The sequence below is a fragment of the Thermosynechococcus sp. FA-CM-4201 genome (assembly GCF_054689355.1).
On the sequence record NZ_CP079920.1, the window covers coordinates 683,520 to 702,295 of the forward strand.

15 protein-coding genes are annotated in these 18,776 nt (G+C 52.9%); 11 read left to right on the forward strand and 4 right to left on the reverse strand.

Annotated elements, in window-relative coordinates; all coding sequences use genetic code 11:
- Nucleotides 1–4 precede the first annotated feature (4 nt).
- Nucleotides 5–1,729: an ABC transporter permease gene (locus KV190_RS03350; protein ID WP_460194594.1), complete on the reverse strand. Its 1,725-nt coding sequence runs from the start codon at nt 1,727–1,729 to the stop codon at nt 5–7.
- Between the two features lie 123 nt (nt 1,730–1,852).
- Between KV190_RS03350 and pyk the strand changes: the two genes are divergently transcribed.
- The 6 genes from pyk to KV190_RS03380 all read left to right on the forward strand — a co-directional run bounded on the left by pyk (nt 1,853) and on the right by KV190_RS03380 (nt 7,478).
- Nucleotides 1,853–3,286, forward strand: coding sequence for a pyruvate kinase (pyk, locus tag KV190_RS03355; RefSeq protein ID WP_460194595.1), 1,434 nt, complete (start codon nt 1,853–1,855; stop codon nt 3,284–3,286).
- Nucleotides 3,287–3,368: 82 nt separating this feature from the next.
- On the forward strand, nt 3,369–4,076 hold the full coding sequence (locus KV190_RS03360; protein WP_460194596.1) for an SIMPL domain-containing protein: 708 nt from the start codon (nt 3,369–3,371) through the stop codon (nt 4,074–4,076).
- Nucleotides 4,077–4,085: 9 nt separating this feature from the next.
- Nucleotides 4,086–5,438, forward strand: coding sequence for a DUF3370 domain-containing protein (locus KV190_RS03365; protein WP_460194597.1), 1,353 nt, complete (start codon nt 4,086–4,088; stop codon nt 5,436–5,438).
- A gap of 70 nt (nt 5,439–5,508) precedes the next feature.
- Nucleotides 5,509–6,681, forward strand: coding sequence for a molybdopterin-synthase adenylyltransferase MoeB (gene moeB / locus KV190_RS03370; protein WP_181495287.1), 1,173 nt, complete (start codon nt 5,509–5,511; stop codon nt 6,679–6,681).
- Between the two features lie 162 nt (nt 6,682–6,843).
- Complete coding sequence (locus tag KV190_RS03375; protein ID WP_460194598.1) at nt 6,844–7,311, forward strand: photosystem I reaction center protein subunit XI; 468 nt, start codon at nt 6,844–6,846, stop codon at nt 7,309–7,311.
- Between the two features lie 50 nt (nt 7,312–7,361).
- Nucleotides 7,362–7,478: a photosystem I reaction center subunit VIII gene (locus KV190_RS03380; RefSeq protein WP_149820283.1), complete on the forward strand. Its 117-nt coding sequence runs from the start codon at nt 7,362–7,364 to the stop codon at nt 7,476–7,478.
- Between the two features lie 118 nt (nt 7,479–7,596).
- Here KV190_RS03380 and KV190_RS03385 read toward each other — a convergent pair whose 3' ends face one another.
- The gene (locus KV190_RS03385; protein ID WP_460194599.1) at nt 7,597–8,130 is read right to left on the reverse strand and encodes a tetratricopeptide repeat protein; all 534 of its coding nucleotides are present in this window, start codon (nt 8,128–8,130) and stop codon (nt 7,597–7,599) included.
- A 128-nt stretch (nt 8,131–8,258) separates the two neighbouring features.
- Between KV190_RS03385 and KV190_RS03390 the strand changes: the two genes are divergently transcribed.
- The 5 genes from KV190_RS03390 to KV190_RS03410 all read left to right on the forward strand — a co-directional run bounded on the left by KV190_RS03390 (nt 8,259) and on the right by KV190_RS03410 (nt 15,869).
- Nucleotides 8,259–9,326 (forward strand): VWA domain-containing protein, encoded by a 1,068-nt coding sequence (locus KV190_RS03390; RefSeq protein ID WP_460194600.1) that lies wholly within the window; start codon nt 8,259–8,261, stop codon nt 9,324–9,326.
- Between the two features lie 55 nt (nt 9,327–9,381).
- Nucleotides 9,382–12,582, forward strand: a complete 3,201-nt coding sequence (locus tag KV190_RS03395; protein ID WP_460194601.1) for a tubulin-like doman-containing protein — start codon at nt 9,382–9,384, stop codon at nt 12,580–12,582.
- A gap of 27 nt (nt 12,583–12,609) precedes the next feature.
- The gene (locus KV190_RS03400) at nt 12,610–14,439 is read left to right on the forward strand and encodes a methyl-accepting chemotaxis protein (protein WP_460194602.1); all 1,830 of its coding nucleotides are present in this window, start codon (nt 12,610–12,612) and stop codon (nt 14,437–14,439) included.
- A gap of 10 nt (nt 14,440–14,449) precedes the next feature.
- Nucleotides 14,450–15,133 (forward strand): OmpA family protein, encoded by a 684-nt coding sequence (locus KV190_RS03405; protein WP_460194603.1) that lies wholly within the window; start codon nt 14,450–14,452, stop codon nt 15,131–15,133.
- 361 nt (nt 15,134–15,494) lie between these two features.
- Nucleotides 15,495–15,869, forward strand: coding sequence for a hypothetical protein (locus KV190_RS03410; RefSeq protein WP_460194604.1), 375 nt, complete (start codon nt 15,495–15,497; stop codon nt 15,867–15,869).
- A gap of 9 nt (nt 15,870–15,878) precedes the next feature.
- Here the strand turns inward: KV190_RS03410 and KV190_RS03415 are convergent, their stop codons facing one another.
- Together KV190_RS03415 and nadB are read right to left on the reverse strand one after the other, a co-directional pair.
- Nucleotides 15,879–17,087, reverse strand: coding sequence for an MlaD family protein (locus KV190_RS03415; RefSeq protein WP_460194605.1), 1,209 nt, complete (start codon nt 17,085–17,087; stop codon nt 15,879–15,881).
- Between the two features lie 41 nt (nt 17,088–17,128).
- Complete coding sequence (gene nadB / locus KV190_RS03420) at nt 17,129–18,769, reverse strand: L-aspartate oxidase (RefSeq protein WP_460194606.1); 1,641 nt, start codon at nt 18,767–18,769, stop codon at nt 17,129–17,131.
- Nucleotides 18,770–18,776 lie beyond the last annotated feature (7 nt).

Genomic DNA, 18,776 nt, shown 5'->3' on the forward strand with positions numbered 1-18,776 from the left:
GCGCCTACAACAGTTGATATTTTGTTTCCGCCAAGCGGTAGAGGGGGCGCCAAACCAAGCGGTTGGTCAAAACCACCAATAGTGACATCACTGCCGTGGCGGCCATCAGTAGGGGAAAATCCCCGCGAACACTAGCCTCAGAAATCGTGGCCCCCAAGCCAAGGGTCTGCTCCGTTTGATTCTGAAATTCCACATATTCACTGACGATGCTCGAGTTCCAAGCGCCGCCCACCGCCGTAATGATGCCCGTAATCAAATAGGGAAAAATGCCGGGCAGGATGAGGGTGCGCCACCGCTGCCACCAAGAGAGTTGATAGACCACCGCTGCTTCAAATAGCTCCGTGGGAATGGCTTGGGCACCAGCAATGACATTAAAGAGGATGTACCACATCGTGCCCAGCATCATCAGCGCCACAGAGCCAATCTCCAAACCCCCACCCACATTGGCCAGCGCCAACAGCAGCACGGGAAACAGCGCCGTGGCCGGTACCGATGCCGCAATTTGGACAATGGGTTGCAACACTTGAGCGGCACGGGGATTGCGACCGATCGCCACCCCCACTGGAACCGTCCACAGTAGGGAGAGAACCAGCGCCACCGCTACCCGCACCGTGGTCAGAACCGCCCCTAGACCAATTTGCTGCCAATCTTGCCAACTGACACCAAACATTTGCCGCAAAAAGGCGATCGCTCCCCAACCGACGAAGGCGGCAAAAATCAGCAAAATGATGGGGGTTATCAGCCAGTTGCCTTGACCATTCTCAGGGGCAAGGGATTGACGTGGGTGTTTGGGGCGCAACTGCTCATCCAGTCGTTCCCAGACGGGGGCAAAAATATTTTGGTGGAAGGCCCGCAACGTGGGCGATCGCCGCAGGAAATCAAGAACGAAGGATTTAGGAACATTCTCCGCCTCGACCATTTCCATCTTGAATTTTTCGCCCCAAGCAATCAGAGGGCGCCACACCAAAATATCAATAATGATGATGACGCCAATCAGAACCGCCAAGCCGTAGATCAGAGCGGCATAGTCCTGTTGGTTGGCTGCTTCTGCCAGATAGGAACCTAACCCCGGCAACGTAAAGGTTTTCTCACCAATGGTAAAGGACTCGATCGCCATCAGGAAAAACCAGCCCCCCGCCACTGACATCACACTATTCCAGATCAGGCCAATGGCACCCGCCGGCAAATCCAACGTCCACACCTGCTGCCACCACCCCAGCCGATAAATCTTTGCCACCTCCCGCAGTTCCCGAGGCACGCTAATCAAAGACTGATAAAAGCTAAACGTCATATTCCAAGCCATCCCCGTGTAGATGAGGATAATGGCCGCCAATTCCACGCCAATTCGGCTCCCCGGAAAGAGGGCAATCAGTGCCAGCACCACCCCCGGCAAAAACGACAGCACAGGAATCGATTGCAGAATATCCAGCAGGGGCAGCAGGATTTTTTCAGCAGTGCGGTTGTAGTAGGCGATATAGGAATAGAGGATGCTAAACACCAAAGAGATCATGTAGGCAATCAGCATCCGCAGCAGCGTTTGAGCGGTGTAACTTGGCAAGACTGCTGGACTCAGCTCAATGGTGATCGTGGGGTCATACTGTCCTGTAAACTGCGCAGCCGTGTTGACAATCCAAAAGATCAGGGCAATCAAGGCCAAAATAATCAGGCCATCTTGCCAAGTCCAAGCACGATTTAGCGTTTGATTATCGGGGGTAAGGGGGCGTGCCATTGCGGCCTCCAGCGGTAGTCTCCACGAGGCAAATTATAGCCACATGCATCCACAAAACTTCATGGTGAATGCAAGCCAGAACACCACCAGATTCCCTGACCTTTACCTAAGATTTAGGAGAGCATGAAGTTATCCCCCTCTCCTATGCTGTTTCGTCGCACCAAAATTGTTGCCACTATTGGCCCTGCCAGTCAATCGCGGGAAGTGATTCAGCAGATGCTAGCCGCTGGCATGAATGTGGCACGGTTAAATTTCTCCCACGGTGACTATAAAGATCATGCCGAAACCATTGCCCTGCTGCGACAAGTGGCCAATGAAGAAGCAACGCCCCTGACGCTACTGCAAGATCTGCAAGGTCCCAAGATTCGCGTCGGCCAACTTCCTGAAGGGAGCATTGAATTAGTGGAAGGGGAGCAAGTCCACCTCGTGCCGCTCACTGAGGAAGAGACACAAGGCATTGGCATTGATTATCCTTATCTCGCCGAAGAGGCGCAGCCGGGGATGCAGGTGCTCTTGGATGATGGCCTCTTGGAATTGGTGGTCGAGGCCGTTGAGGGAGATCGGGTCACTTGCCGGGTGGTGCAGGGGGGCACGCTGAAAAGTCGTAAGGGGGTAAACTTGCCGGATCTCAATCTGCGGTTGCCTTCCCTCACAGACAAAGACAAGCAGGATATTCAATTTGGCATTGAGCAGGGGGTTGATATTATCTCCCTGAGTTTTGTGCGCCGCGCTGAGGATCTCTGGGAGTTACGAGAGTACTTGGCGGCCCACGGTGCCAGTGATATGCCCGTCCTGGCCAAAATTGAGAAACCCCAAGCGGTGGAAAACCTCTCAGCGATTTTGGGGGTGGCCGATGCAATCATGGTTGCTCGCGGCGATCTCGGTGTGGAAATGCGGGTGGAGAAAGTACCGCTGCTGCAAAAGCAAATTATTCGCGAGTGCAACTACCGCAGTATTCCCGTCATTACGGCAACCCAAATGCTAGAGAGCATGATCCACAATCCCCGGCCGACGCGGGCAGAGGCCAGTGATGTCGCCAACGCCATTCTTGATGGTACGGATGCGGTGATGTTGTCGGGCGAATCTGCTGTGGGGGCTTTTCCTGTACAGGCGGTGAAGATGTTGGCGCGGATTGCAGCGGATGTGGAGCCGCACCTTGAGTTTGACAATATGCCCGCCTACCGCAATGATGAGACCCATGCCTTGGGTGAAGCCTTGACCACCATTACTCAAATCCTCGATCTGCGGGCGATCGCCTGCTTTACGGAAACGGGCTACACCGCAACCATTGCCTCTGGGGAACGGGTGAAACCCATGATTGTCGCCTTTACCGATCGCCCCCGCGTTTATCACTGGATGAATTTGCTCTGGGGCGTGAAGCCGATTCTTTTGGAAACACTGCCTATGACGTTTGAAGGGATGATTGCCGTGGCCGAAAACCAACTCAAGGAGCGTCAGATGGTTACTGAGGGCGATAAAATTTTGATTCTGGGCGGCATTCCTGCCCAAACTCCCCAAGGAACGAATTTTATTAAAATTCATACGATTAGCGCCTAAAGGGGAACAGAATCCCAGTGAGAGGCGGTCTGGAGAGAAACAACGTTCATGAGTTTTTTGCTTAGCTGTGGTGAATGCCGCTGTGAAACATCCGTTAACGCCTTTTTATACCCTCAGTCTTGCCGCGCTTCTTGTCGGGGGATCTGTGGTGGTTGCTGAGCGACCCGCCGTGAGTCAAGAAGCCCAACGTACCCTGACGGTTACGGGTCGAGGCACAGAAGCCATTTCAGCAACCCTTGCCCAAGTCAGCCTTGGGGTCGAGGTGCAAGGTCGCACGGCTCAAGAGGTACAGCAAGAGGTGGCGCGGCGAGCCAATGCCGTTTTGGCGGTTCTGCGGGCACGGGAAGTCAGTCAACTGCAAACCACGGGGCTTAGCCTCAGCCCAAATTATCAGTACACCAACAATCAACGGATACTGGTGGGCTATATCGGGCGCAATACGGTGAGTTTTCGCATTGCCAGCGATCGCGTGGGGCCCCTCCTTGATGCGGCTGTCCAAGCTGGCGCAACCACGATTGACAATATTAGCTTTACGGCACCAGAGGCCACGATTGCCGCTGCCCAACGCACTGCCCTGCAGCGAGCGACCCAAGATGCCCAAAGTCAAGCCCAAGCGGTGCTCAGTGCCCTCAATCTCCAACCGCGCCAAGTGGTGAGTATTCAAATTAATCAAGCGGCACCCCCGCCAAGACCCCTTGCCGTTCGGGCAGCAAACATGGCCGATAGCACGCCTGTGGTGTCCGGGGAATTACAGGTAGAGGCAAGTGTCACGCTGCAAATTAGCTACTAGGTCTGGGTAATGTCTGTTGATTTCCGTTGGTTTTTGGGGAGCTGTGCAGCGCTCGTTGTCATTTCCCCAGTGCTGGCTCAGGTGCCGGCAACGATTGAAAAACCGCAAAAAGTGCTCCCTTTACCGGGGGCCCTTGATCAGGTGCCGGTGTTTAATAGCAATAGTCCAGAGGTGGTACAGCGATCAGGGATTCTCCTCTCCACCTTTCCGCCAGAGGGCAAAGCAACCCCCAATGCCCACTTGAACGTTGCCTTTCGCGATCGCTTTGATATTTTTGCCCACCATATTGCCAAGCCCCTCGACCCGCAGGATCTCACGACCCTCTACCTAGGGATTCTCGCCTACAACCCCAGTTCTGAAGCGGTAACGGTGAATTTGATCCATGCCGCTAGTTACCTGAGTCAGCCGGATGCGCCCTTTCGTCCTCTGCCCAATCAGCAGGCCAATGATCTCGGTCAAGTTTTTGCGGGTCCGGGCGATCGCGTCATGCTGGATATTTTGCGACAACGGCGGCAAGCGGGCTGGCCGGCACAAATCGTGATTCCCCCGCGCAGTTATGCCCTGATCGCCAATTTACCGATTCCGGTCAAGGGACTCGACCCCCCCCTCAATGGCCGTTCGCTGCTGATTCGTGCCCGCAGTAGTGGCAACATCTACCTCGCCAGTTTAGCCCGCTTTGGCAATGAACCGCCGACCCTAGAGCAATGGCAGCAGACGTTGACCGAAGGACAATTGGTCACCCCCCGCGATCGCGCCCCCACACCCCCCGATCAAGGGGGCAACATTATCTATGGCCGAGTGGCGGGTGTCGCCCTTGGCTCCCGCTGGCACAATCCCCAACAGCAACCGATTCCGATTCCCGCCGCGGGTACCGCCTTTTCCTATCCCATTAGTTCGTTAGTGGCGGGGCGCTTGGGCACAGGACAAGTGCAAACGGCTCCCCTCGTGGTGCGCTATCCGGATACGGCCTATGCTGCCCATGGTAACTATGCCGTTGAATATGATCTAGTGCTGCCGTTGCAAAACACCAGCGATCGCCCCCAAACCGTGCGCCTTGCCCTCCAAACCCCCATCAAGTTCGACGCCCCCGCCAGTGGCTTACGGTTCTTTGCTGAACCACCCAACCGCATCTTTTTCCGAGGCAGTGTCCGATTGCGCTTCCGCGATGATCAAGGCACCCCCCAAAGTCGGATCATTCACCTTGTCCAACGCCAAGGCCAGCAGGGGGACGATCTCGTGCGGCTCACGCTACAACCCCAAGAAATCCGCTGGGTACAGTTCACCATGCTTTATCCGCCGGATGCGACACCCCCCCAAGTGTTGACAATTGAAACCTTGGCAGATCCTCTGTCGCGCCCCTAAGTAAAATAAGAAAATCCCCTCACCCTTGCTGATCGGGTTAGATCAGCCGCATTTTTTATGAAGGGCTACCATGCTAAATCCAGACCTTTCTACGATTGAACTCACGAAAGACGACTATGAACGCTATTCCCGCCATCTGATTTTGCCGGAGGTGGGTGTTGAGGGTCAAAAACGCCTCAAAGCTGCCAGCGTGCTTTGCATTGGCACGGGTGGATTGGGATCACCTCTGCTGCTCTATCTCGCTGCTGCCGGTATTGGCCGCCTTGGCATTGTCGATTTTGATGTGGTGGATAGCTCTAATTTGCAACGACAGGTGATCCACGGCACCTCTTGGGTGGGCAAGCCGAAAATTCAATCTGCGAAGCACCGCATCCTTGAGATCAATCCCTACTGCCAAGTGGATCTCTACGAAACTCGCTTGAGCGCCGCCAATGCCCTTGAGATTATGGCGGACTACGACATTGTGGTGGATGGCACCGATAACTTCCCCACCCGCTACTTGGTGAACGATGCCTGTGTGCTCCTGAATAAGCCCAATGTCTATGGCTCCATCTTTCGCTTTGAGGGTCAAGCCACGGTCTTTAACTATGAAGGCGGCCCCAACTATCGTGATCTCTATCCAGAACCACCGCCACCGGGTCTAGTGCCCTCTTGTGCGGAAGGGGGCGTTCTTGGGATTCTACCGGGGATTATTGGCGTCATCCAAGCCACGGAGACGATTAAAATTATTCTTGGCAAAGGCACAACCCTCAGTGGCCGCCTCTTGCTCTTCAATGCCCTAGAGATGAAATTCCGTGAACTCAAGCTGCGCCCAAACCCCGAACGGCCAGTCATTGACAAGCTCATTGACTACGAAGAATTCTGTGGTATTCGCCAAGCCAAAGCACAGGAGGCCGCACAAATGGCAGAAATTCCCGAAATGACTGTCCAGGAACTCAAAGCCCTCATGGACAGCGGTGCCCAAGATTACGTCCTTGTGGATGTGCGCAACCCCAACGAGTACGAAATTGCCAAGATTCCCGGCGCTGTACTCGTTCCCCTATCGGAAATTGAAAATGGCCCCGGTGTGGAGAAAATCCGCAATTTGGTGAATGGCCATCGCCTCTTAGTGCACTGCAAGATGGGGGGTCGCTCTGCCAAAGCCTTGGGCATCCTCAAACAGGCTGGCATTGAGGGGATCAATATCAAAGGGGGCATCAACGCTTGGAGTCAGGAAGTCGATCCCAGCGTACCCACCTACTAGCCCAAGATAAGGGGCGGGGCTGCGTAAGGGGATGTTGCGATACATGAACTTTCTTGAAGAGATGAACGCTCTCTCTCGCGCGATCGCCCGCCCTTGCCTAGAATAACCACTTAGGTTCGTGCCTGTGCGCGGACATGACGGAATGCTAGGGAAATAAAAATCATGGCAGAAGAACTGGTTAAGCCATACAATGGCGATCCCTTTGTGGGGCACTTGTCAACGCCCATTTCTGACTCTGGCCTAGTCAAGACCTTTATTGGTAACCTCCCCGCCTATCGTCAAGGCCTCTCTCCCATTCTGCGGGGTCTTGAAATTGGCATGGCCCATGGCTACTTCCTCATTGGTCCTTGGGTCAAGCTCGGTCCCCTGCGGGACTCCGATGTGGCCAACTTGGGCGGTTTGATTTCTGGTATCGCCCTGATTTTGATTGCCACGGCCTGCTTAGCAGCCTATGGTCTAGTCAGTTTTCAAAAGGGTGGCAGCAGCAGCGATCCCCTGAAAACCGGTGAAGGTTGGAGTCAGTTTACGGCTGGCTTTTTTGTGGGTGCCATGGGAGCTGCCTTTGTGGCCTTCTTCCTCCTCGAAAACTTTTCTGTTGTCGATGGCATCATGACTGGCTTGTTTAACTAGAGCCTTGGTCACCCTTAACGTTTGATCATCCAGAAGGAGAACCGCTGACTATGATGGGATCTTACGCTGCATCCTTTTTGCCTTGGATTTTTATTCCCGTGGTGTGCTGGCTGATGCCCACGGTGGTGATGGGGCTGCTGTTCCTCTACATCGAAGGAGACGCCTAAGCCGAGGGGTAGCTTATCCAGCTAAATACAATAAATACAAATAGTGAATTGAGAACTGGTTGGGGAATGTCCTAGCCAGTTTTTTGTTGCTAACCAGTTGTTGCTTGCTGAGGTATCCTCAAGCCGCCGCGCCACTCAGCCGCTTTTTCAGGGAATTCACCCGCCGTTGGGCGATCGCGTTGTTGGGGTCGTATTTCAGCGTGTGCTGATAGGCCTCAAGGGCTGGCTGGGGTAAATTTTTCTTCTCGTAGGCGTGACCAAGGTTATTCGCCGCCGTCACATACTCCGGTTGATTTTTCAGGGCTTCTTTGTACTGGCGAATGGCCAAGTCATACTGCTCCTGCATGAAGTAGGCATAGCCAAGGGCATTGTAGATGGGGGCGAGGTAGGTTTCGCCTTCATTTTCAGCCGCCTTCAGAGCCTTTTGAAACAGGGGAATCGCTTGACTGGCGAGCTTTTTGGTGAGGTAGATGCTGCCTAGCTCAAAGTATTCCTGAGTCGTGCCCGGTTCCTGCTTGAGTTTTCGTTGTAGGCGTGCCAAGCTAGACTCAATGCGGCGGGTTTTAAGGATTTGTTTGATCACAAACCAAGCTGAGACGCCGAGTAGAATAATCAACACGCTTAAGTAAACCGCAGGTAAAGCATTCTCCATGGCGAGTCGTATCCCCACTAACAACCGATCGTTCTAAAATTGAGGCTCTACACACTTATTCCTTAGGTCTATGATAAACAGAGGCGCCCCCCTTAACCCCAGAAATCTCGCAATTTAAGCCACTGACTATGAATCCACCTGTGGTTCCCGGCAATCGTCCCCTCACCCCCCAGCAAAAGGACGGGTTGGCGTGGGTTGGGCGTTGGGGCGGTCGGGATGTGGTGCTGGCGATCGATCTCACAGAGAGTGTTGGCCTCAATGATCCGGGGCGGCTCCACCTACGGCAGATCATTGAAAAAACCTTAACCAAGGGGGATACCGTTCACATTCTGCCCTTTGCCATGACGGTGCGATCGCCCGTCGTCTTTGAATACCAAGGGCCTGCAGATATTCCCAAAATTTTAGAAGCGGTGCCCATGAATGCCGGCACCGAGCAGGGCACCGATATTATGTGTGCCGAACTCTTTGTCTATCGCTATTTGGCGCAACTCAACCAAGACCGCCTCCACAACCAGCAACCGATCAAAAACCAGTCGGTGATTTGGATTACGGATGCTCCCCTCAACCTCCCCCAAGGGCAAGCCAATCAGTGGATAGAAGTTCCCAATAGTGTCTGTGGCCTAGCCGATACCCCAGAAGCCCAAGAGCGCAGCCAATGGTTTGCGGCTCTACCAATGCAGCAGCGCAGTATTCAGCCCGGACAATTTCAGTTAACCGTTGTTGATGTACCAGCCACAGTGCAGGAATTTTGTACCCCTAAACCCGGCGGCGGCGACATCTGTCTAGTGGACGCCTATCTTCGGGGACAACTGGGGTGGCAGATTCTGCTGGCGAGTGTCTTGGGGGTGTTGGTTCTCGGGGGTGGCCTGTGGTTTGCTGTGCATTGGCTGCGGCAGCAAATTCCTTGGTCTGTCACTGTCCAAGTGGGCGATCAAGAGTATCGCTTTGCCCTCAAGCATGGCCAGAAAATTGGTGTTGGCGGTAGTGTCGCTGGTACGTTCCTAGTGGTGCCCTTGCCCAGTATGGTGGCGATCGCCACCCTTGAACGGCGAAATCAAAACCTGATCATTCATGCCCTAGAATCAGGAGAACTCACCTGTGATGGTCAGCCAATCTTTGGCTCGATCACCATTCCCAAACAGCGTAGCTTTGCTCTCCTTGCATACAAGGATGAAATCATTAGGATAACCCTATAAAGTGATTCCTTAAGGTTGATTTCTTTCGTTTAGCAGCAGACTCACAGGGGGCTGGATGTTTACCACAGATACCGCAGAAAACAATAATTTGACCGTGATGCCCGTTATCTGCGTGGGGCTAGGGGGCACCGGGCGAGATGTTCTGGTACGCATTCGCCAAAATATCATTGAAGAATTTGGTTCCTTGGCGGAGCTACCCATCGTCAGCTTTGTGCAAATTGATACCGATCGCGGGGGTCCGATTCCCAGTTACCGAGGCCAAAGCATTGAATTTACCCCGGCTGAGGAAGTCCATATCCGCGTTTCCCTCAACGAAGTCAATGAATTTAAGCAGAACTACGAACGGCGCAAAAAAAATACCTATGTGCAAAATCCCGACGACCATATCCTTGAATGGTTTCCCGATCAACTGATTCGCAACCTCAGCGCCATTGAGCAGGGAGCAGGCGCCGTGAGGGCAGTGGGTCGTTTTGCCCTCTTCAAAAACTATGATCGGGTGGTGAGAACCTTGAACTTAGCCCATGGCCGTGTGGTCGGTGCTAATGCGGGTGCCCTGATTGCCCGTGGCATCGAAGTCCGGCCGGGGTTACGGGTTTTTGTGGCGGGTTCCCTGTGCGGCGGTACCGGTAGCGGCATGTTTCTCGATATCGGCTACATTTTGCGGCGGCTCTTTGCCGAAAGTGTGCCCAACTTTGAAACCTACGGCTACTTTGTCGTCAGCCCCGATCTCTACGGTGGCAACGATGTCGTCAAGGCCAACTGCTACGCTGCCCTTAAGGAACTGGACTACTACACCCGCAAGGGCACCATTTTTGATGCCCAATACCCCGGCGAACGCCGTCTAGGGGAGTCTCGCCCGCCCTACGACTACACCTACTTGATGTCCAACGCTACCCCCGGCGGCACATTCATCATTCCCCCAACGGATCCCAACGCCAAGGGCAAAATCACTAACACCATTGCTCAGAAAATTTGCCTCTTTTTAAGTAGCAGTGCCACCGCTGCCGCCGCCATTTCTGCCCGTGACAATTTACGTGCCATTGATGCCACCGAAGAATACGATAAACACCCCCGTCCGAATCGCCAGCGCTACATGGCCACTGGACTAGCGAGCATTTACTTCCCCCAAGACAAGATCAATTTGCTGGCTGCCAACCAAATCAAAATTCAAGTGTTAGAGTTCTGGAAAAATGGTCTTGGTCAAGCCCCCACCAATAGCCAAATGCAGCAGTTCTATACCACTCAATTTGACTGGGGGACGGATGATCTAGGGCAACTGCTGAAACAACGGTTGGAAAAAGTCCCCGTGCAGGGGGGAACGCTAAGTGCCAATTTAGAACGCTGGCGCAACGATCAATATAGTCAAATTAGTGCAGCTCAATCCCGTGGGCAGCAAGATCTGTTGAAAACGCAGTTTCCCCAGAATGCCATGGCACTGCTGAACTATGTGCGCCCTGCGGAAAACAGCAAAGAACGGGGGGTTTGGCTCACACCAATTGTTGAGCACACGTCAGACGTGACCAATGACATCAAAGCCAGTATTGAAAAATTTCTAGAGCAAATCCTGCAACCGGATCACCAATTCTTTGGCCTCGACAATGCCATTAACTGGCTACAGGGACTCAAGACCAACTTCGAGCGTGTTCGTGCTCAATACGAGGCGAATCGTCCCCAAAATGCTGATGCGGAACTGCGCAATATTACCACCCAACTGCAAAATGAGGTGCAGGCCATTCAGGGGCAATTTCTTCCCTTTGGCAAAACGGCAAAAATTCAAACTGCCTTTCGGGTAGCTGTGGATCAAGTGCTGACCCTCGCTCGCCAAAACTACCAATCGCAGGTGAGTCGTCAAGTCAGGGTGGCTACAGAAGACCTGATTGTATTTACGAATCAAAAAATTGCCCAGTTGGTGCAGTTACGCAACTTTATCCAAGAAAATATCCTCGTCCTGCAACGGCGGGGTGAAAAGCTGTCGGAAGTCAATGTTCAAGAGCGAATTGGCTTGCCCATTGTCAATCCCCAAGACACCGAAAATGCAATTAATGCGGTGTTACCCCCCAAGGAAGGGGAGCGGCGCTTGGCCTTGAACGAACTTTCCACTGAGGTGATTCAAAAAGCAGTGGTTGTCAGCACAGAGGCGCCACCCAGCTTAGAACGTTTCCTCAAACCCCAGTTTACAGCGGAAGTTCCGATTGCCCTTGATCAAGTGGTGGACAGACGGATTTCGACCATGATGCTGGCACTGCGGGGATCGGCAATTCAGCGTTTTATGGAAATGGGCAGCCGTGAGCAGTTAATTGCCTATTTAACATCGCTGAAGAACCAGTCGGACATTCTCCTGCCCCTGAATCTTAATGACGGCTATTTTAACAACGCCCCCCATAAGCGAACGGTCTTCATTGCCTACCACCAACCCCCCACAGAGGATGCCTATGTGCAGGCCTTTACCCAACTGCTGACGGAAACAGGGCTACTGGGGAATGCACAGCGGGTGCAATTGCCGGCGTCAGAACAGCATCAAGTGATTTTCATGACGGAGTATGCCGGTTTTCCCCTGCGGTTGATCAATGATTTGACGGCCAAGAATTTCCAGTATGCCTACGAAAACCGAGGCGAAGCAGGTAATTTTGATGCTCTGCATACCAATAAAACGATTACGCTCACGGATATTTTGCCGCCGCCGCCAGAAGTAGTGCGGGAAGTGCAGGAACTATTTTTTAAGTGCCTCGGCTTGAGAATGTTTGCCCTAGAGGGCGATAACCTTGTCTTTGATCCGAAAAACAAGGGCAAGAAAATTACCTTTGGCAATGATTGGTCAGCCGTTATTGATCAACTGACGTGGGTTCAAATCCGCAATCAAGATCAACGTACCACGACATTAACAGATGTCCTTCGCGAACAACTGAATGGGGTAATTGAGTTTCTAGTGAGTAATCCCCCACAATGGCAAAAGGACTATCGGCCACATGTGATGGCACTGATTGAGGCAATTCGCGCCTATCCAGCGGATCACATTAACTTTGCCATGGTGCCGATTGTAGCGGGCACAGAGATTCGAGGCCTCACGGGGATTGCCCAAAAGGGGATTCTTGAGGAGTTGATTGAGGAACTGGACAAACGGATTGAAGATCGCTGGAGCCAAACATCAACTTCGGGTACAACTCGTAGCGATCGCCTACTCAATCAGTCACCCCCCCCTGAGGAGCCAGACGTTGATGCTGAAGATGAGGACGATCAAGACAAGCTAGAGCCATAACCCATCGTTTTCCCTGAGGTAAAAAGAATGGAGCTGTTTAGCCTGTTTCTAGAAGAGGTGCAGGGTTCGCCCATCCTCCAACTCTTTATTGGGACGCCAATCCTCATTGCCTTTGTGAGTGCTGTGCTGCGGTGGCGCCTTTTTTCACGGTTAATGGAGTTTATCCGCTGGGATTGGGCTGTGGCCAGTGAGACGACACAAGCCCCCGTTCTGATTCAGAACCTGCGGCAGCGGATGACGCGCTGCTTAGAAAAGTACGACGAGATTAATACCGTGGCCTTGGTGGACTACACGCTTGGCCAAGAACGGTTGTGGGGCATGTCCCTAGAACAAATTGAGTACCTGACACGGGTAACCCCCAATTTACTGATTGCGATTGGGTTGCTGGGCACGTTTTTGGGCATCACGATCAATGTCTTTAGCATCATCGACAACTTGGGAACACTGGACATTTCTGCCCTTCAAGGGGAAAATCCTGCCCAACAGAATGTCGTGCTTCAGGAATTGTTCACTCGGTTCCGTGAGCCGCTGCGGGGGATGGCGTTGGCCTTTGTGTCTAGCTTGGTCAGCCTTTCGCTGGGAATTTTCCTGACGTTTATTAATTCTATTTGGAATACTACGTTGGCACGGCGGCATTTTTTCGCAGCAGTGGAACTGCACCTAGATCATGAGCTGGCTAGCGAACAGCGGAACCCCACGGGACGACTGATTAGATCAATTGATCGCAATTTTTCTATCTTTTTAGAGAACTTCCATGAAACCGTCACTAGGGCAATTGGAGAACCCCTCGAGCGGGAATTGGCCAATCTTAGGCAAATGCACAGCAAGAATATTGAGCTAGCGGAGAGGGTCTTTGCCAGAATTGACAACGCAGCGGGCAATCTTGTCTCTGGGGCAAATATTTTTCAGACAGCAGTGCGGACATTGGAAAATAGCGAGTTTGCAGAGAAGTTTAGTACGGCAACACAGCAACTTGCGCAGTTTATTGATCAATTAACGGAAGCCGGGGCGCGATCGCAAGAACTGAATAGTCAAGTGATTGCCCTGACCAGCCAAGTTTCAGAAACCCTAGAGCGGGTCAATCGCACCCACGTGAATTTTGAGGAAATTGCCAGCGATCTCAGCACAACCACGACTACCTTTAGACATATTCACGACATGGTTTTGGGCTTGGTCAACCAGATTGAGCAGGTGAATCGGCAAGTGGCGCAAAAGTCCACAGAACTGGCACAAGTGGCGGATCAACTCACGGAACTGCTGGCGATCGCCCAAAGATCACAAAATACCCTGAGCCAAAATCAACAGGAACTCCTGACGATGCTGCGCTCCATGGAGCGACTCAGTAATGATGTTGGTCAACACCTCCTCCAAGGGAATGAGGAACTGCGGCAAGTGCGTTTTGGCGTTAGTAAGTTTTCTACAGAAGTGTCCAATATTATTGAGCAGAACAAAACCAATCAAGACCAGTTGCTCACTGTTTTGAGGAAGAATACCTCCCATGTCGAACAACTGAGTACAGCCGCAAACCAAATTTCCCGTGTCACCGAGCAGTTGGATCGGCAATATAAATCCCTCACCGACCAGTTAACAACTCTCAGAAATAGCTTTGAAAATTATCGCAAGCAACGCTCCGCAAGCGATGGCGATCGCCAGAGCCAGATCAAAGCCCTTGAGAAGTGTCTAGAGCAAGTGACGGATCAAGTCACCCAGGTGGTCAACGAGCAATTAAGCCAATTGAAGAAACAAAGCCAAGACTCTGGCCAATCAATGACCAAAGCCGTTCAATCCCTTGAACAGATCAATCGCAACTTGGTCACTCTCTCCCAAAAAATCACACCCGCCCCCACCCAAAATTAGGTAATTGTCTATGCGCCCACTGCGTCGCTCTTGGCAACAGGAACCAGATGACTTCAACCCTTGGATGTCCTACACAGATCTGATGTCTGGCAGCTTGCTGATTTTGAGCTTAATCACGTTTTTCATGATGATTTTTATGATTGTCAATCAAAAACAAGTGAATGAACTGAGAAAAAAGCTTCAAACCCAACCGCCTATCCAAGGTCCGCCGCCGATTCTCTTTATTCCAGATAATGAAAAATTTCGTTTCCCTGTGGGCAGTGCGCAACTCTCCGAACCGTTTCGCCAATACATTTGGGTAAATTTAGCCTCAATGGTTATGGATACCCGTGAAAAGTATGGTATCGACACCGTAGAAATCATTGGCCATACCGACGGCCAGCCCAACCAAGGCAGTGGCAGTAATCTCGATACATTGCTAGAGCAGGCGGCTGCCAGCAATACATTGAACCGCTTGACCCCCGGATCTAATGCTGATCTCGGTCTAATGCGGGCACTGGCGATCGCCAATGAACTCCGCAAAGCCCAAGCAAAACAACCCAAACTAGCCGGCCTCCAATTTCGTGCCTACTCGGCGGGGCAGCTCTACTTGCTGAATGGTCAACTCGCACCCGCGAACCGCAATCCAGATGCTTCCCGGCGTCGTATCGAAGTGCGCTTTACCCGCACAGGAGAAACCCAAACAGCTCGCTAAAATCAACGTTACGGATTTTTACGTCGGGATTGGGCACGGGATATTTTGGAAAAGGGCTGTATTAAACACCAATCCTCAAATTTGTAACCAAAGGTTATCTTTGATGCGGCGACTTCATCGTTTCTCCCAAGAAGAGTCAGAGGACTTTAACCCTTGGATATCCTACACGGATCTGATGTCGAGCGCCTTGCTAATTTTAAGCATGGCCAACCTTGTGTTAATCACGTTTCTTAGTGTTCGCAAGTGCGATGCACCTATTCTCTTTATTCCAGATAATGAAAAATTTCGATTTCCTGTTGGCAGCGCACAACTCTCGGAACCCTTTCGTGAGTATATTTGGGTCGATTTAGCCTCCAAGATTATGGATACTCGCGACGAATACGGCATTGACACCGTGGAAATCATTGGCCATACCGACGGCCAACCCAATCAAGGCAGTGGCAGTAATCTCGATACATTGCTAGAGCAGGCGGCAGCCACCAATACATTGAACCGCTTGACCCCCGGATCTAATGCTGATCTCGGTCTGATGCGGGCACTGGCGATCGCCAACGAACTCCGCAAAGCCCAAGCAAAACAACCCAAACTAGCCGGCCTCCAATTTCGTGCCTACTCGGCGGGGCAGCTCTACTTGCTGAATGGTCAACTTGCACCCGCGAACCGCAATCCAGATGCTTCCCGGCGTCGTATCGAAGTGCGCTTTACCCGTACGAGTAGAACGGAAACTGCCCGCTAAATTGCCAGCCTAAGGATCACTGGTCACGGCAGCTTCCTCCTCTTTGGGGGGCGTTGCAGCCACACTTGGACTGGGGACGGGGCTAGGGGGGGGTGGCTGAGTTTCGCCTAGGGAAGTGGCATGGAGTGCCAAAAATTGCTGCTCAAGCTCTTGACTCGAAGCCAGTAGGCGGCTGAGGATTTTAATAAGGCGTCGCAAATCAGACTGGAAAGATTCATCGCCGGTGAGTTTGAGCAAGTCATTCGTGAGTTTTTGGGCATTGATAAATGTTGCCCGTGCTGCATCTAGGGTTTGGGCGATCGACAGCATAATGATAGGACTGCTCAGTGTTCCAGAGACTTTATTGAGATTAGCCGCTGCCTCGGCACCATTCTTAATGAGGGCATCCAAATTGGCCAGCAATTCCCCTTGCTCCAGTTGATTTGTCAGGGGGCGCAGTGCTTTGAGCGTGGTTCTCAGATCGCGGGCAGCACCATCAATATTGCGCAAGGCGGAGTTAATCGTGTTGCGGTTGACCTCAACCATTTCACTGATCTGGTTGGCCGCACGGGTCACTGCTTGCGAGGCTGTGCCAAAGTTCCGTAGTTCAGCACGGGCTTCATTACTCAGGGCGTTGAAGCTATCGAGGGCAGTGGTCACCTTCGTCAGGGATTGATCTGCACGATTGACGGTGCGGGTTGCGCCCAAAATCAGGGTATTGGCGTTGTTGATAATGCCCGATTCCTCAAGGGCAGTGGTAAAACGAGTGGCCGCTCGCACTAAATCCTCTAAGCTAGCAGTGCGTACCCCAGTCACGCGATCGCCGTTGCAGTAAATCAAGTCGGGTTGGCACTTGGGGGCAAAGGCGGTGATGCCCTCGGGAATCTCCGGTACCCGCTCCTTGGGGGTAAAGTCCAAAAAGGCCTGACCAATAAAGCCCGACTGGCGAATCTCCGGTACAGCACTACGCGGAATCAACACATTGTTGACGCGCACACTCACTTGGACACCATTGGCATCAAAACCAATGGCCGTGACTCGTCCCACTTGGACACCGCGATAGCGCACCTGTGTCCCCACTGCTAAACCCGGTGCTGTATCCAATTCCACCTCAAGGGTGTAGCTATTGGCACCGGCAAGGTTGCCCCGCAACCAGAGTAGGCCGACCCCTAATGTGGCTAAGCCCCCAAGGATCACCAGACCCACCAAACTTTCCTGCACACGCCGTGACTGCATCATAGGGATAGATCACCGCAAAAAATTTTTGGAATCTATAGCAACTATAGTTTACTCTGGACGCCTTGAATCGCCGCCTTTTGCCAGTGCTCTCCCCAAATCAGGGTGTGCATTTGCCAGTTGGGATCGGGTTGGGGGTAGTCTTGGCGGTAGTGACCCCCGCGGCTTTCCTCGCGAAAGAGGGCACTTTTAAGAATTAAGTAGGCAATGTCCAAGAGATTGCGTAGCTCGCCCCATTCCCAAAGAGTCGTTTGAGCGGCTGCATTGCTGAGGGTATAGCAGTGATTGGGGTTGAGTTCACGAAAGGCGATCGCGATCGGATGAGCCAGCAATTCTTGGCGCCATTCCTTCACTTGGGAAAGAGCGGCCATCAGGGTGGGAGCATCGCGACAAATGCCAGCACTTTGCCACAGGAGTTCCCGCAGATCTTGGCGCCACTGCTGAAAGCTCACTGGCTGAATTTCAAGGGCTTGCTGACCAACAGGGGACACCGCCAAGGGAAGGGGCTGAAGGTGCAGATGTGCCAGTTGCGCTGAAAAGACAAAGCATTCCAAAAGGGAGTTACTCGCTAGGCGATTGGCACCGTGGACACCCGTACTGGCAACTTCGCCAACGGCATAGAGGCCGGGAAGACTGGTTTTGGCCTGTAAATCGGTGACGACTCCCCCCATCCAGTAATGGGCTGCTGGAGACACGGGAATGGGTTGCTGCTCAACATCAATGCCCCACTGCCGACAGACAGCAATGATTTTCGGAAAACGGTAGTGCAGGCGATCGCGAGGAATCGGTCGTAAGTCCAGCCAGACATGGGGGGCATGGCTCTGCTGAAGGTGACGGTAAATGGCACGACTGACAATATCCCGTGGTGCAAGCTCGCCAGCAGGATGGTAATCCGCCACAAAGCGATGCCCTGTGTTGTCGATTAAATGCGCCCCTTCACCGCGCACTGCTTCACTGATCAGAAATCGCGGTGCTCCCTCAACGGCAAGAGCAGTGGGATGAAACTGGAAAAACTCGACATCGCGAATGTGGGCGCCTGCCCGCCATGCCATTGCCACACCATCGCCAGTGCTTAAGGGGGGATTCGTGGTTTGGGCAAAAACTTGACCGCCGCCCCCCGTGGCGAGAACGACTGCACCCGAGCGCAGCCACTGAAGTTGTCCCTGCCGCAACAGACACACCCCACAGCATCGCCCCGACTCTAGCCACAGATCAAAGACAAAGCTATTGGGTAGAAGTGTAATGTGAGGTGCAGCAGTGACCTGCTCAAGCAGGGTCGTAATCAGGGCTTGACCGGTGGTGTCAGCGGCATGGAGCACCCGAGGACGGGAATGAGCCGCTTCGAGAGTCAGGGCCGGGCGATCGCCCGCGCGATCAAAAGCGACCCCCATCGCCAAGAGCCGCTCCACCTGTGCCGGTGCCTGCTCAACCAAAAACTGGACACTCACTGGATCACAGAGACCCGCCCCCGCAGCAAGGGTATCTTGGGCATGGAGCAAGGGAGAATCCGTCGGGTCAATGGCCGCAGCCATACCGCCTTGTGCCCAGCCGCTGGCAGATTGCCGCAGGTCAGTTTTGGTAATGAGGCCAATGCGATAGCTAGGGGGAAGGGCAAGGGCAGCACTGAGACCCGCAGCACCACTGCCAATGATTAAGACATCAAATTCAGAAGTTGCGGGAGTCAACGCTAAC